The 15,542-nt window shown below is 34.0% G+C and carries 16 protein-coding genes; 10 read left to right on the top strand and 6 right to left on the bottom strand.

Going from position 1 to position 15,542, the window contains the following annotated elements; translation table 11 throughout:
* Positions 1-88: 88 nt before the first annotated feature.
* Complete coding sequence (locus tag IAI56_RS00275; RefSeq protein WP_187655963.1) at positions 89-751, top strand: DUF4271 domain-containing protein; 663 nt, start codon at positions 89-91, stop codon at positions 749-751.
* Positions 752-760: 9 nt separating this feature from the next.
* Positions 761-1,519: a uroporphyrinogen-III synthase gene (locus IAI56_RS00270; protein WP_187655961.1), complete on the top strand. Its 759-nt coding sequence runs from the start codon at positions 761-763 to the stop codon at positions 1,517-1,519.
* 294 nt (positions 1,520-1,813) lie between these two features.
* On the opposite strand, the gene pckA is transcribed toward IAI56_RS00270, so the two are convergent.
* Together pckA and IAI56_RS00260 are read right to left on the bottom strand one after the other, a co-directional pair.
* Entirely contained in the window at positions 1,814-3,439 is a 1,626-nt protein-coding gene (pckA, locus tag IAI56_RS00265; protein ID WP_187655959.1) for a phosphoenolpyruvate carboxykinase (ATP), read from the bottom strand.
* An 80-nt stretch (positions 3,440-3,519) separates the two neighbouring features.
* Positions 3,520-3,909 (bottom strand): DUF423 domain-containing protein, encoded by a 390-nt coding sequence (locus IAI56_RS00260; protein ID WP_187655957.1) that lies wholly within the window; start codon positions 3,907-3,909, stop codon positions 3,520-3,522.
* Positions 3,910-4,024: 115 nt separating this feature from the next.
* On the opposite strand from IAI56_RS00260, the gene IAI56_RS00255 reads away from it, so the two are divergent.
* From IAI56_RS00255 to IAI56_RS00240, 4 genes are all read left to right on the top strand, one after another.
* Entirely contained in the window at positions 4,025-4,786 is a 762-nt protein-coding gene (locus tag IAI56_RS00255) for a DUF3108 domain-containing protein (RefSeq protein WP_187655956.1), read from the top strand.
* Positions 4,787-4,788: 2 nt separating this feature from the next.
* On the top strand, positions 4,789-5,124 hold the full coding sequence (locus IAI56_RS00250; RefSeq protein WP_187655955.1) for a hypothetical protein: 336 nt from the start codon (positions 4,789-4,791) through the stop codon (positions 5,122-5,124).
* A 76-nt stretch (positions 5,125-5,200) separates the two neighbouring features.
* Positions 5,201-6,574, top strand: coding sequence for a saccharopine dehydrogenase family protein (locus IAI56_RS00245; protein ID WP_187655953.1), 1,374 nt, complete (start codon positions 5,201-5,203; stop codon positions 6,572-6,574).
* 264 nt (positions 6,575-6,838) lie between these two features.
* Complete coding sequence (locus IAI56_RS00240) at positions 6,839-7,309, top strand: Lrp/AsnC family transcriptional regulator (RefSeq protein ID WP_187655952.1); 471 nt, start codon at positions 6,839-6,841, stop codon at positions 7,307-7,309.
* Positions 7,310-7,500: 191 nt separating this feature from the next.
* Here IAI56_RS00240 and IAI56_RS00235 read toward each other — a convergent pair whose 3' ends face one another.
* The 4 genes from IAI56_RS00235 to IAI56_RS00220 form a co-directional block, all read right to left on the bottom strand.
* Positions 7,501-8,196: a zinc metallopeptidase gene (locus IAI56_RS00235; protein ID WP_187655950.1), complete on the bottom strand. Its 696-nt coding sequence runs from the start codon at positions 8,194-8,196 to the stop codon at positions 7,501-7,503.
* A gap of 72 nt (positions 8,197-8,268) precedes the next feature.
* Positions 8,269-8,952: a hypothetical protein gene (locus IAI56_RS00230; RefSeq protein ID WP_187655949.1), complete on the bottom strand. Its 684-nt coding sequence runs from the start codon at positions 8,950-8,952 to the stop codon at positions 8,269-8,271.
* Positions 8,953-9,018: 66 nt separating this feature from the next.
* Positions 9,019-9,423, bottom strand: coding sequence for a hypothetical protein (locus IAI56_RS00225; RefSeq protein WP_187655947.1), 405 nt, complete (start codon positions 9,421-9,423; stop codon positions 9,019-9,021).
* Positions 9,424-9,540: 117 nt separating this feature from the next.
* A complete protein-coding gene (locus IAI56_RS00220) occupies positions 9,541-12,567 on the bottom strand; it encodes a leucine--tRNA ligase (protein WP_187655946.1) in 3,027 nt (1,008 codons plus the stop codon).
* 191 nt (positions 12,568-12,758) lie between these two features.
* Between IAI56_RS00220 and IAI56_RS00215 the strand changes: the two genes are divergently transcribed.
* From IAI56_RS00215 to truB, 4 genes are all read left to right on the top strand, one after another.
* Positions 12,759-13,634, top strand: a complete 876-nt coding sequence (locus IAI56_RS00215) for a cell division protein FtsX (RefSeq protein ID WP_187655944.1) — start codon at positions 12,759-12,761, stop codon at positions 13,632-13,634.
* A 117-nt stretch (positions 13,635-13,751) separates the two neighbouring features.
* Positions 13,752-13,985, top strand: coding sequence for a DUF3098 domain-containing protein (locus tag IAI56_RS00210; protein WP_187655942.1), 234 nt, complete (start codon positions 13,752-13,754; stop codon positions 13,983-13,985).
* Between the two features lie 69 nt (positions 13,986-14,054).
* Complete coding sequence (locus IAI56_RS00205; protein ID WP_187655940.1) at positions 14,055-14,852, top strand: undecaprenyl-diphosphate phosphatase; 798 nt, start codon at positions 14,055-14,057, stop codon at positions 14,850-14,852.
* Entirely contained in the window at positions 14,852-15,541 is a 690-nt protein-coding gene (truB, locus tag IAI56_RS00200) for a tRNA pseudouridine(55) synthase TruB (RefSeq protein WP_187655938.1), read from the top strand. The genes IAI56_RS00205 and truB overlap by 1 nt, the downstream gene beginning before the upstream one ends.
* Position 15,542 lies beyond the last annotated feature (1 nt).

Raw genomic sequence — 15,542 nt, 5'->3', positions numbered from 1 at the left:
TTCAGGGCAAAAATACTGTTTTTATCAGTGTAGTTTCTTAATAATTTTATAATAATTTAGAAAATAAAAAAATCGTAATTTTGTAGCGATGATAGAAACCATTTTAAACCCAAGAGTTATTGAACCCAAAGATTGGGCAACGTGTTTGTTTATACTTTCCTTTGCTTTAATTGCTATCACTAAAACGGCTTTTGAAACTCGTTTTAATGATTTCATGCGAATTTTGGTTACGGACAAATACATTAAAGTTTACAAAGACAGTTCTAATTTAATGAGTGGTTTTACAGTGCTTTTATTTATTGTACAAGCTATTTCGTTTTCATTTTTTATTCAAATTGCGCTCGATTATTTTGGGATTAGTTCTAAATATGATTGGATAAATTTTATACGCATATTTGTTTTCTTTGGTGTTTTTGTACTTTCTAAGTTTTTAATCGAAAAAATTATTGCCACTACTTTTAACATTGAAGAGTTTATAGAGCAGTTTAATTTGCAAAAAGTTAGTTATCGAACATTTATAGCAATAGTATTGCTTCCTGTAAATATTTATCTTTTTTACAATAATTCATCATATTTATTGATTTATTGTGTTATTGGTGCGATTTTAATAATAAACCTACTTACTTATTTAGTTTCTTTGAGAATTTATCAAAATTTAGTAATCGGTAACTTGTTTTATTTTATTTTGTATCTTTGCGCACTTGAAATAGCACCGTATTATTTCATATATTATTTGATTACAAAAATTTAGCTCAAAACAATGTCAAATTTAAAAGTGAAAACAATTTTGGTGTCTCAGCCAGAACCAAAAGTAGAAAATTCACCTTATTTTGAATTACAACAAAAACATAAGGTAAAGGTTGATTTCCGCTCGTTTATTCATGTAGAAGGAGTAAGTGCGAAAGACATTAGGGCTCAAAAAATAGACCTCAACAATTTTAGTGCGATTATTTTAACCAGCCGAAACTCTGTTGATCATTTTTTTAGAGTAGCTGAAGAAATGCGTTATAAAGTTCCTGAAGATTTAAAATATTTTTGCCAATCTGAAGCTATTGCTTTTTACTTGCAAAAGTATGTTGTCTATAGAAAACGTAAAATATATGTTGGTCAAAAAGATTTTGCTGATATGACTACGTTATTTAAAAAATACAAAGACGAGAAGTTTTTATTGCCTGCTTCTGATCAATTGAATTTTGATATTCCACAAACGTTAAATGCACTAAAATTAAATTGGACACCAGCCACTTTTTATAAAACGGTAATGAGTGATTTATCTGATTTGGCTGATGTTTATTATGATATTTTGGCGTTTTTTAGCCCAACAGGAATTAAGTCGTTGTTTAAAAACTTCCCTGATTTTAAACAGAACAATACTCGAATTGCTGTTTTTGGAAGTACTACTCAAAAAGAAGCATTGGAACATGGTTTACGAATAGATATTCTTGCTCCAACTCCAGAAACACCTTCGATGACGATGGCTTTGGAAAAATATGTTGCCGAAGCTAATAAAGGAAAATAGATTTAAAAAATCCAAACACTGAAATTCCAAATTCTAATGAGTTTGGAATTTTTTATTTAGTATTATTTGAAGTGTTTGTTTTACAAAAGACAATGACTAATTAGCCCTGATTGAAGTGAAAATCCTTTTTAAATTGCCACGGGTTTAAACCCGGCAATTTAAAAAGATTGAAACGCAAAGCAGGAAAACGGAAAGTAAAAATTCCCAATCGTTTCGCTTCTAATAAAAAAACCCAATCTTGTTTTTTACAACGAGATTGAGCTTTTCTAAGTTTGGTTTAGTTTGTTTGTTGTTTTATAATTGCGGACCAGCTTTTACTAAATTCTGCCCTTCGGAATTATCGGTATATTGCACAAAATTTTTAATAAATCTTCCTGCTAAATCTTGTGCTTTTGTTGTCCATTCGGAAGCATCGGCATAGGTATTTCTTGGATCTAAAATTGTAGCATTTACATCGTGCAAAGCTATTGGAACTTCAAAATTGAAAACCGGAATAACTTTCGTTTCAGCTTTTTCTATCGAACCGTCAAGAATGGCATCGATAATTGCTCGTGTGTCTTTTATCGAAATGCGTTTTCCTGTTCCGTTCCAACCTGTGTTTACCATGTAAGCAGTTGCGTTGTGTTGCTCCATTTTTTTAACCAACTCTTCACCATATTTTGTTGGATGTAATGTTAAAAATGCCTTTCCAAAACATGCTGAAAATGTTGGTTCAGGTTGTGTAACTCCACGTTCTGTTCCAGCTAATTTTGCTGTAAAACCTGAAAGGAAATAGTATTTTGTTTGTTCTGGTGTAAGTTTAGAAACTGGTGGCATTACTCCAAATGCATCGGCTGTTAAAAAGATAACTTTTGTTGCATGACCAGCTTTAGAAACGGGTTTTACAATATTTTGAATGTGATTTATTGGGTATGAAACTCTTGTGTTTTGAGTAACCGAACCGTCTTTGAAATCTATTTTTCCGTTGGCATCAACGGTTACATTTTCTAATAATGCGTCTTTTTTGATGGCACCAAAAATATCGGGTTCGTTTTCTGCACTTAAATCAATGGTTTTTGCATAACATCCGCCTTCAAAATTGAAAACACCATCGTTGTCCCAACCGTGTTCGTCATCACCAATTAATTCGCGCTTTGGATCGGTAGAAAGTGTTGTTTTTCCTGTTCCAGACAATCCAAAGAAAACCGCAACATCGCCGTCTTTTCCTTTGTTTGCGGAACAGTGCATTGATGCAATTCCTTGCAACGGCAAGTAATAATTCATCATCGCAAACATTCCTTTTTTCATTTCGCCACCATACCAAGTTCCGCCAATAATTTGAATTTTCTCCGTTAAATTGAAAGCGATATACACTTCAGAATTTAATCCGTGAGCAGCAAAATCTTTGAAACTTGTTTTTGAACCGTTCATTACAATAAAGTCTGGTTCGCCAAAATTTTCAAGTTGAGCATCAGTTGGACGAATGAACATATTTTTTACGAAATGAGCTTGCCACGCTACTTCCATTATAAAACGTACTTTCAACCGAGTATTTTCGTTTGCACCACAAAAAGCATCAACAACAAATAGTCTTTTTCCAGAAAGTTGATTAACCGTTGTTTCTTTCAGTGCATTCCAAGTGGTTTGAGAAATCGGTTTGTTGTCGTTTACTGCCTTTTCAGAATTCCACCAAATTGTGTTTTCTGTAACGCTATCTTTAACGATGTATTTGTCTTTTGGCGAACGACCAGTAAATTCTCCAGTCATTACGTTTACAGCTCCAAGTTCTGATAGTTGTCCTTTTTCGTAACCTTCTAGACTTGGACTTAACTCTTCGTTATATAAAAATTCAAACGATGGATTGTATATAATTTCTTGAACATTATTGATTCCGTATTTTTCTAACGAAATCGATTTCGTAAACTGAACAGTATTCTCCATAAAATTGTATTGTGTTGCAATTGTTAAATTGACTGCAAAGGTAAAAATATTTAATTACAACGTTGTAGTTCTGCAAAAATTTATGATTTTTTGTTTAAAACTTTAACAAACAAAACAATCCAAGCCGTGATTAATAGCATTCCACCGATTGGTGTTATTGGTCCTAAAAATTTGAAATCTATTCCTGTAACATTCTTTGTTGTCAATAAATATATCGAACCTGAGAATAAAATTACTCCTAAAACGACTAACCAATACAGGAGCTTTTTGGTTTTATCCATCAACAAAACGCCACTTAATCCTAAGAAAAGTAAAAACAATGCGTGATATATTTGATATTTTACTCCAGTTTCAAAACTTATTAACTGTTCGGGCGACAAATAATTCTTTAAAGCATGTGCACCAAATGCACCTAAAATAATTGCAGTTAATCCCAAAAAAGCAGCTGTGGCAATAATTTTTCTTTCCATAGTATAAAATAAAACACAAATTTATTCGTTATAAAGCGAGAAAACACAAATTTTGGCTTAATTTTTGAACTTTAACATTTTCTAAATTTTATATTTGCACCTCAATTAAATTTTTATGAAAAAAATATTTTTTATCATCTGTTCGCTACTTTTATTGTGTTCATTTTCAGCAGAAAAAAGCGTTAATATAAAAGCTGGTGAAAAATTAGTTTTTGCTGGTTCGTACAATATGAGCGGATTAATGACGCAATTGGCTCAAGTAACTATGATAACCGAAAATGTTGCAACCGCAAAAAATAATTATCTACACTTAAGCTGTGAACTTTCAACTTTCAGCAAATGGGATTCGTTTTTTAAAATCAGAGACATTTATGAATCATATGTTCATCCTACAACCTTAAAACCATCGCTTTACAAACGAAGCATCGATGAAGGTGGTTATACCAAAAAGGAAAAATATATTTTCAAAAACAACAAAGTAACCAGTACGGTTAAAAAAAGAAAATATCCAGAGTCAACCAAAACATTCAATATAAAACCAACAAGTATTGATGCGGTTTCCATTTTGTACCAATTGCGTTTAGTTGATTTCTCAAAAATGCAAGTTGGACAAACCAAATCTTACACTATCGTTTTTGACGAAAAAGAAATTCCAGTTACTTTAAAATATATGGGAAAAGAAACGGTGAAAGCTGGAAATCTTGGCAACAAAGAATGTTATAAAATTTCTATCGGAGCAAAAACAGATGCTTTAAAAGGCAAAGACAAAAACCTAATTTGGCTGACTGCCGATGCAAAAAAAGTTCCAGCATTAATGAAATTTAGCATTCCAGTTGGAACCGGACAATTAGCATTAACTTCAGCGACAGGAATATAATTATGAGAAAATTATTAATTGGACTAGCCATTTTCTTTACGCTATTTGCCATTGCTTTGAGCGTTTTACCATTTGACACATTGGCATTTTTACCCATTGGATTAGCCATAGTATTTGGTTTATTATTAATGCAAAAATCAAATGAAAATCAAAAAAAGTTTCCAAAAATTCTTTTGACAGTTGCAGCTTTGTGTTCGGCTTTTGTTTTAGGTAAAACAATTTTGGTAAAAGATGAAGTTGAAGTTGACCAAACCTTTGAACAACAAAAAATTGAAACCAAACAAGAAGCTAAAAAAGAGCTTGAAGAATTGGAACAATTAGAAAGCGATTTAGAATAATTTCAAAACCCATTCGTACTGAATGGGTTTTTTATTTGTGCAAATTCATACATTTGCCACAACAACAAACAAACGAATGAGAAACATATTGATTATCGGTGCAGGTCGTTCTGCATCATCGCTTATAAAATACCTTCTTGAAAAATCTACTCAGGAAAATCTACACATAACCATTGGTGATTTGTCTTTGGAATTAGCACAACGCAAAACCAACAATCATCCAAACGCAAAACCAATTGCCTTAGACATAAATAACGTAGAACAACGCCAATCGGAAATTCAAAAGGCAGACATCGTCATTTCGATGCTTCCGGCACACATGCACATTGATGTGGCAAAAGATTGCGTGAAGTTCAAGAAAAACATGGTTACCGCTTCTTATATTTCTGATGCGATGCAAGCTTTAGACGAAGAAGTAAAAGCAAACAGTTTGGTTTTTATGAACGAAATTGGTCTTGATCCTGGAATTGACCACATGAGTGCAATGAAAGTTATTGACGAAATTCGTTCCAAAGGCGGAAAAATGATTTTATTCGAATCGTTTTGTGGCGGATTAGTTGCTCCAGAAAGCGATACTAACCTTTGGAATTACAAATTCACTTGGGCGCCAAGAAACGTAGTTTTAGCCGGTCAAGGTGGCGCAGCCAAGTTCATTCAGGAAGGAAAATACAAATACATTCCGTATCACAAATTATTCCGAAGAACCGAATTTCTCGAAATAGAAGGTTATGGAAAATTTGAAGGTTATGCCAATCGCGATTCACTAAAATACCGAAGTGTTTACGGACTTGACGACATCCTAACTTTATACCGCGGAACCATTCGCCGTGTTGGGTATTCCAAAGCTTGGAACATGTTTGTACAACTCGGAATGACCGATGATACATATCCAATGGAAAACTCCGAAACCATGAGTTACCGCGATTTCATCAACTCCTTTTTGCCTTATTCGCCAACCGATTCAACCGAAATAAAAACCCGTTTGCAACTTGGCATTGAGCAAGACGACATCATGTGGGATAAATTATTAGAACTCGATTTATTCAACCCAACTAAAATTGTTGGACTAAAAAATGCAACTCCGGCACAAATCCTTGAACACATTCTTTCACAAAGTTGGAGTTTACAACCCGAAGACAAAGACATGATTGTTATGTATCACAAGTTTGGCTATGAAATCAATGGTGAGAAAAAACAAATCGATTCTAAAATGGTTTGCATTGGCGATGACCAAACTTATACTGCCATGGCAAAAACAGTAGGTTTGCCTGTAGCCATGGCAACCATCCAAATCTTGAACGGAAAAATTAAAACTCCAGGAGTTCAATTGCCTATCAACAAAGAAGTTTATTTGCCTATCATCAAAGAACTTGAAGAGTTTGGCGTAATTTTCAAAGAAACCGAAATGCCTTATGTTGGTTACAATCCGGATAGATTATTAGGAAATTAAATTTTTTATTTTAAGCGAAAGGTTTGGGATTTATCAGTGATGGTAATTCCTGCTTTCCGTTACAATATCTTTGTCAAAGTTCAAAACTTTGACAAAGATGATTTCCTCTACAATCAGGGCTAAAAGATTTTCCATTTTTATTTTTGTTAACTTTCTTAATGAAACTTAATACCTTAATGGTTTTAAATCAAATAACAACCAATTTCATTTTTTTAATTACCAATTAAAACAAAACTCTTATTTTTACTTTCAAATTAATTGAAAATGAAAATAAATCAGTTACAAATAGAAATTGACGGTATCGATAAAGAAATACTTCGTGATTTGATGGAAGATGCTCGAAAACCTATTCTGCAAATTGCTAATAAAATTGGTATTTCTGGTGCGGCAATTCATCAACGGTTGCGAAAACTGGAAGATGCTGGCGTAATTGCAGGTTCTAAAGTGGTGATTGACAACAAAGTTTTGGGTTATAAAACGATGGCGTTTATTGGCGTCTATCTTGACAAGGCTTCTAGCAATTCGGATGCGGTTCGAGAGTTGAAAAAAATTCCTGAAGTGTTGGAATGTCATTATACTACTGGAAATTGGTCTATTCTTATCAAAATTATTTGCAAAGACAACGAACATTTGATGCAGTTGCTCAATAAAAAAATCCAACCCATTGATGGTGTTTCGAGAACGGAAACGTTTATTTCGCTGGAACAGCAGATTGAAAGACAGATACAGTTGTAGTGTTCAATTTGCAGTCGCAGTTTGCGGTTTTTGGTGGTAAATGGTTGGCTGTTTAGCCCCGATTGAAGTGGAAATCCTTGCCTTTTTTTAGGCAAGATTGAAACGAAAAGCGGGAATTACTGTTCCTGAAACTGCCCAAACGATTCGCTTCTAAATAAAAAAATCCGCTACTTTCGTAACGGATTTTGTATTTAATCTCTGCTTCCAAAGACTTGCATTGCCCAATAGAGTAAAGAAGCCAATGCACCAATTGCGGCTACGACATAAGTTCGAGCTGCCCATTTCAATGCATCTTCAGCGCCAGCGAATTCTTGTTGCGATACCATGTTTTTATTTTTTAACCATGCCAATGCACGATTACTTGCATCATATTCTACCGGAAGCGTAATGAAGCTAAAAGCGGTGGCTATTGCCATTAAAATTAAACCAATAACAGCAACATAAAACCCAAAACCCAGTCCTGCTGCGGCACCAAGAATTAATCCGCCAAAAATCAACCATTGGGATAACATCGAGGAAACATTAACAATAGGAACTAATCGTGAGCGCAACATTAACATATCATAAGCTGTAGCATGTTGTACAGCGTGACCAACTTCGTGAGCGGCTACTGCGGCCGCGGCTGCATTTCTTTGATTATAAACCGCTTCAGAAAGATTAACGGTTTTGTCCATGGGGTTGTAATGGTCTGTCAATTGACCTGGTGTTGAGATTACTTTTACGTCATAAATTCCATGGTCTTGAAGCATTTGCGATGCAATTTCGGCTCCAGACATTCCATTTCTAAGATGAATTTTTGAATATTCATCAAATTTGCTTTTCAGTTTTGAACTTACTAACCAACTTACTAGAGCGATTGCTCCAAGTAAAATATAATATCCTATCATTTTTTAACTCTTTTTAGTTTTATTAATTTTAATCAAATAGTACGCCAAAACTGTTTTATGCCATGTTGTCATCTACAATAATGTAATTCCAAATACAAATCGGTTGTTACCCGATTCGTTTACATTATTCAAAATACTTCCAAATTCTGAACGGTATCTTCCACGAGTTAAGGCAAATTCATATCCTAGGTTTACACGCATTTGAAGGCTTGATTTTTTGAACAAATACACCGATGCCGATGGTCCAAAATACAACATTTGGTTAGTGAAACTTACATGTCCGCTGTTGTTATTGGGTTCTAAATCGTTTAAATCAATGGTATTGTCTTTACTGTAAATATCATACTGGTTGCCTAAAAATGCTAATCCAAGTCCTGTTGTAAAAGCAAATTTTTCTTGATTAACTACGTTATAATGTACGCGCAATCTGGTGTTGAAACCTCGATATTTTATTTCGTTATTGCCTTCGTTTGGTTTGGCAAATAAAAATCCGAATTCAACATCGCCTGAATATTTTTCCATGAAAAGATTTAAACCAAAATTAACTTCGGGAACAAAACTATCGAGTTCTGGGAGGTTGGCGTTTTTGAGTTTTTTATTCAAATTCAATCCGTTGTTTACATTTCCATTGAAACCAATATAAGTTTCTAGTTTGTAAGATTTGGAGGTTTTCACAGAATCGACAACTTTGGTTTCTTCTTGTGCCAACGCTACAACGGATGACAACATCAAAACTGATAGTACAACTTTTTTCATAATGTGGCTTTTAAATTGTTTTATCAAAAATAATTACTGAACAAAGACGCAAAAAAAGTTTAACTTTTATTTATTATTTTTAGCAACATCCATTACAGGAATCATACCATTTGACGGCAAATAGATAATTTGAGGCAAATCACCTTTGTCTGCCAATTTTTCTAATGTTCTAATGAATAAATATTGATTATACGTTTCGCTCAACGTTCCGTTTTCAACTTTCATCGCTTCTGCCATACCTTTTGCGCGTTCGATTTCTGCTTGTGCATTTAATTTTTCTGCTTCAAGCTTAGCTTTGGCTTCTTCTACCAAAATTCTACGATTTTGTTCGGCTTTTGCCATTTCGGCTTTACCTGCCATTTCTTGTTGCCAAACGTTATAAACCGGAAGACCGAACATTAGTGTTACCACAATAATAAACATAACTAATACTGATCCAATTACAAGTTTTCCAACATTTCTTTTTTCCATAATCAATAAATTTAAGGTTTACAGATTATACGTAAAAAATAAAATTTGTTACAAAAAAAAATCCAAACTCCGGAATGGAATTTGGATTATTCAATTATTGACAAAAGAGAAAAAAATCTATCCCACAATATTGATGATTTTACCTGGAACGATAATTATGTTCTTTGGTGAGTTTCCAGCCAATTGTGCAACTGTTCTTTCGTCTGCCATAACGATTTCTTGGATTTGGTCTTTGGTTAAATCCAATGGCAATTTGATGGTAAAACGCATTTTTCCATTGAATGAAACTGGATATTCTTTTTCGCTTTCTACTAAATACTTTTCTTCAAAAATTGGGAAAGCTACGTTGGAAATTCCTTTATAATCTTGCAATCCTTCTGTCTTTATGTCTTGTAATCTAAAATATAATTCTTCAGCAATATGCGGTGCATAAGGCGAAACCAAAATGGCTAATGGTTCTAAAATTTTTCTATGACTGCATTTTAATTGCGCCAATTCGTTTACACAAATCATAAACTGTGAAACCGATGTATTGAACGAGAAATTCTCGATGTCTTCCGTCACTTTTTTGATGGTTTTATGTAAGGATTTGTACATATCTGCTGTTGGTTCGTCGTTGGTTACAATCAAACCATTATCATCAAAATACAAACGCCACAATTTTTTCAAGAAACCAGAAACTCCTGTAATTCCAGCAGTATTCCAAGGTTTTGCTTGCTCCAATGGACCTAAAAACATTTCATACAAACGCAACGTATCGGCACCATAATCATTACAAATATCATCTGGATTGACAACGTTGTACTTTGATTTAGACATTTTTTCAACTTCTCGTCCAACGATGTATTTATCATTTTCTTCTTTTATAAAAATAGCTTCTTTATAATCTGAATATAATGGATGGTTTTTGAATGCTTCAATGTTTAATTCATTTGTGATGTCATTTATTACTGATAAATCAACGTGAATAGGATCAAAAGAAACTCTTTTTTCAGGACTTGTTGATTGTTTATATATCACATGTTCAAACTCTTTTTTGAATTTATCTTCAATCTCATTATATAATTCTTCATTGATTGATTTTATTGATTGATAATTACTCACAATTTGTTTTATCCAACCACTTGAGACAAAAACATTATAAATACTTGAAGACCAACCACTCTTCGAATTAGGTCTAAACTCAAGTTTTAATCTATAAACAAACGCACTCATTCCCAAAATCATTCCTTGATTAATCAATTTTTTGAATGGTTCTTCTGTTGGTGCGTAACCTCTATCTTTTAAGAATTTGTTCCAAAAACGAGAATACAATAAATGTCCGGTTGCGTGTTCGCTTCCGCCAATGTATAAATCTACGTTTTCCCAATATTTTAGTGCGTCGGCTGAGGCAAATTCGTTTTCATTGTGTGCATCCATGTAACGCATCCAATACCAAGAACTTCCTGCCCAACCTGGCATTGTATTCAATTCCAATGGAAAAATATTCACGTTATCTATTAACTGATTACTAACCACTGAACACTGAACACTATCCCAAGCCCAATCGGTTGCATTACCTAATGGCGGTTGTCCGTCTTCGGTTGGCAAATATTTTTCTACTTCTGGCAAAACGATTGGTAAATGTTTGGCATCAATCATTTGTGGCAATCCGTTCACATAATACACAGGAAATGGTTCGCCCCAATATCTTTGACGAGAGAAAACCGCATCACGCAAACGGTAATTGGTTTTGCCTTTTCCTTGCCCAATTTTCTCTAATTCTTCGATGATTTTTTTCGTTCCGTCTTTGTAATCCAATCCGTTTAAGAAATCAGAATTTACTAATTCGAAACCGCCTTTTTCACCATAAGCTGCTTCAGAAATATCTTGATTGAAAATATTTTTAATTTCGGGCATTCCGTTATGACCTTTGAAGAAATTCGCGAAAGCATAATCACGTTCGTCACCACACGGAACCGCCATCACTGCACCAGTTCCATAACCAGCCAAAACGTAATCGCCAATCCAAACCGGAATTGGTTCTTTGGTAAATGGATGTTCGGCAAACGCACCTGTGAAAACTCCAGAAATGGTTTTTACATCGGCCATTCTTTCTCTTTCTGAACGTTTTGCAGTCGCTTCAACATAAGCTTCAACCGCAGCTTTTTGTTCAGGCGTTGTGATTTGTGAAACCAATTCGTGTTCAGGAGCTAAAGTCATGAAGGTTACTCCGAAAATAGTATCAGGTCTTGTTGTGAACACAGGAATTCTGAATTCTGAATTCTGAATTCTGAATTCTACATGAGCTCCAACCGATTTTCCAATCCAGTTTCGTTGACTTTCTTTGATGCTTTCGCTCCAATCGATTTCGTTTAATCCTTGTAACAATCTTTCGGCATAAGCAGAAATTCGCATCGACCATTGTGTCATTTTTTTACGAATTACTGGATGACCGCCACGTTCTGAAACGCCGTTTACGATTTCGTCGTTGGCTAAAACGGTTCCTAATGCTGGACACCAATTTACTTCGGTTTCAGCCAAATAGGTTAATCTATATTGTAGTAGAATTTTTTGTTGTTGTTCATATGAAAAAGCATTCCATTCAGCAGCAGAAAACGATTGTATATTGTCATCGCAAACCGCATTTACAGAAGCATTTCCTTCTTTTTCAAAAATGGAAGTTAAGGTCGAAATATCTTCGGCTTTATCCGAATCATTATTGTACCACGAATTGAACAATTGAATAAAAATCCATTGCGTATGTTTGTAATAATCAGGATTTGACGTGCGTACTTCTCTACTCCAATCGAATGAAAAACCAATTTTATCTAATTGTTCGCGGTAACGTGCAATGTTTTCACGAGTAGTTTTTTCTGGATGTTGACCGGTTTGAATGGCATATTGTTCTGCAGGTAAACCAAACGAATCGTAACCTTGCGGATGCAAAACATTGAACCCTTTGTGACGTTTGTAACGCGCTACAATATCGGAAGCAATATAACCTAGCGGATGACCAACGTGTAATCCTGCACCTGATGGATACGGAAACATGTCCAAAACATAATATTTTGGTTTTTCGCTGTTATTTGATGCTGCAAACGTTTGATTTTTTGCCCAATATTGTTGCCACTTCTCTTCTACTTTTTCGTGATGATACTTCATTCGTCGTTATTATTTTTGTGCTAATTTACCTAAATAAACTGGCCGATTTTACCTTGTGAGTTAATCGAGAGTTAATGTCTATACTAATCGGTGCCAAATTTACGTTTTAAGTAGTAATTTCAAAACTTTAAACAGGATAAACATTTGATTAAACAAATTCTTTATTATTTTTACGGCTTAAATTATTAAGTATGTCATCATCATTTGAAAAGTTTCAAAAACGCAGAGTAATCACTTCATATTTTTCGGTTGTATTGAGCGTATTTTTAGTACTTTTTTTACTAGGAACTTTGGGATTATTTGTGATTAATTCCAAACGAATTTCGGATAATTTCAAGGAAGACATTGTGATGACTATTTTCATGAAAAGTGAAGCTAATGACTCCATCATCAAAGCTTTTGACGAAGAATTGCGTTTGGCAAGTTTTGCAAAAGACTATGTTTATGTTAGCAAAGAAAAAGCAGCAGCACAACACAAAAAAGTAATTGGTGAAGATTTTATGCAGTTTTTAGGTGTAAATCCGTTGCAAAACTCTTTTGATGTTCACGTAAAAGCGGATTATGTAACCAATGATAGTTTTAAAAAAATTGAAACCCGTTTGCGCAAAAACGAGATGATTGCTGATGTTATTTACGATCAACAATTAGTGACTTTGGTTAATGATAATGTGAAACAAATCAGTATGTGGATTTTAATTATTAGTGGCATTTTTGCTGTTGTTTCGGTTTTATTAATCAATAGTTCGATGCGATTGTCTATATTTTCTAATCGATTTATTATCAAAACGATGCAATTGGTTGGCGCTACAAAATCATTCATCAGAAAACCATTCATCAAAAGAAGTATTATGCTTGGAATGATTGGTGCTGTTTTGGCAGTAATTGCTTTGATTGGCGTTTTAATTTATATAGATATAAATTTCCCTACCTTGGAGATTTTTAAAGATAAAATCTTAATTGGTGCTGTTTTGCTTTGTGTTTTATTGCTTGGCGCATTAATTCCATGGTTGAGCACTTATTTTGCTACGCAACGTTTCTTGAATTTGAGAACGGATGATTTGTATTAAAAAAGGATTGAAGGATTTGATGATAGAAAGATTGAAGGACAAAAAGATTGATATTGAACAGATAATTAAACAATTCTAAATTATGAGGAAAAAAATTTTGTTCCTCGCAATGACACTATGAAAAACAACGAACACAAACCCGATTTTCTTTTTGAAAAAGTAAATTATGCCGTACTTTTAATTGGTATTGCAGTTATCGCTTTAGGATTTATTCTTATGGCTGGCGGTGGAAGCGATGATCCAAAAGTTTTTAACGAAGATGTTTTTAGTTTCAGAAGAATTCGATTGGCACCAACGGTTGTGTTAATTGGTTTTGGAATTACAATTTATTCGATTTTTAAGAAAAAGTAATTAGTAAATAGTGAATAGTAATTAGCAAAACGACTATTCGCTAACCACTTTTCACTAATCACTATACCTATGGATTACATTCAAGCTATTATTTTAGCAATCATTGAAGGAATTACGGAATTTTTGCCGGTTTCTTCAACTGGACACATGATTATTGCTTCCTCTTTTTTTGGAATTGCTCACGATGATTTTACCAAACTTTTTACGATTGTAATTCAATTGGGAACTATTTTATCGGTAGTCATTTTATACTTCAAACGCTTTTTTCAAACAATAGATTTCTATTTCAAACTGTTGATTGGATTTATTCCTGCTGTCGTTTTAGGATTATTATTAAGTGATTTTATCGATGGTTTGCTTGAAAATCCAATTACTGTAGCCATTTCACTAATTATTGGTGGCGTTATTTTACTAAAAGTTGATGAATGGTTTACACCAAAAGAAGAAACCGAAGTTGTTAAAGAAATTAATTATGTAACTGCTTTCAAAATAGGTTTGTTCCAATGTTTAGCAATGATTCCTGGTGTTTCGCGAAGCGGTGCAAGTATTGTTGGCGGAATGTCGCAAAAATTATCAAGAACAACTGCTGCCGAATTTTCGTTTTTTTTAGCTGTTCCAACGATGCTTGGAGCAACAGTTAAAAAATGTTATGACTATTACAAAGCCGGATTTGTTTTATCTGACGAACAAGTTAATCTATTGATTATTGGCAATGTTGTTGGCTTTATTGTAGCCATGATTGCAATTAAATCATTCATCGGTTTTTTATCTAAAAATGGTTTTAAACTCTTTGGTTATTACCGAATTGTGGCTGGAATTGCCGTTTTGTTAATACACTTCTTTGTTCAAAAACTAACGATAATTTAATGACAGCCGAAGATTATCTTGAAGGTCAAGTCTTGCTGATAGACAAACCGCTAACTTGGTCATCGTTTCAAGCGGTGAACAAATTAAAATATGTTTTGAAGCGAAAATACGACTTGCCAAAGAAATTTAAAATTGGTCATGCTGGAACTTTGGATCCGTTAGCAACAGGATTATTAATCATTTGCACCGGAAAATTTACCAAAAAAATTACCGAAATACAGGCGCAAGCCAAAGAATATACTGGAACAATCGTTCTTGGAGCAACTACGCCGAGTTATGATTTGGAAACCGAAGTTGATTCAACTTTTCCAACCGAACATATTACCGAAGCTCTAATTCTTGAAACAACAAAACAATTTCTAGGCGAAATCGACCAAAAACCGCCTGTTTTTTCTGCCATCAAAAAAGACGGAAAACGTTTGTACGAACATGCTCGCGCTGGCGAAGAAGTAGAAATAGCTTCACGGAAAACCACTATTTACGAATTTGAAATTACCCGAATTGCATTACCAGAAGTAGATTTCAGAGTACAATGCAGCAAAGGAACATACATTCGTTCGCTGGCTTTTGACTTTGGAAAGGCGTTACAATCTGGTGGTTATTTATCCATTTTACGCCGAACAAAAATTGGAGATTATTCAGTTGAAAACGGAATTAGTCCTGACGCGTTTGAGAAATCTTTGTTATAAT

Origin of the sequence: Flavobacterium macrobrachii, from assembly GCF_014486675.1 — a bacterium.
Classification (GTDB): Bacteria; Bacteroidota; Bacteroidia; order Flavobacteriales; family Flavobacteriaceae; genus Flavobacterium; species Flavobacterium macrobrachii.
The sequence above is the reverse complement of the archived record's forward strand: the minus strand, read 5'-3'. Positions and strand labels throughout refer to the sequence as shown.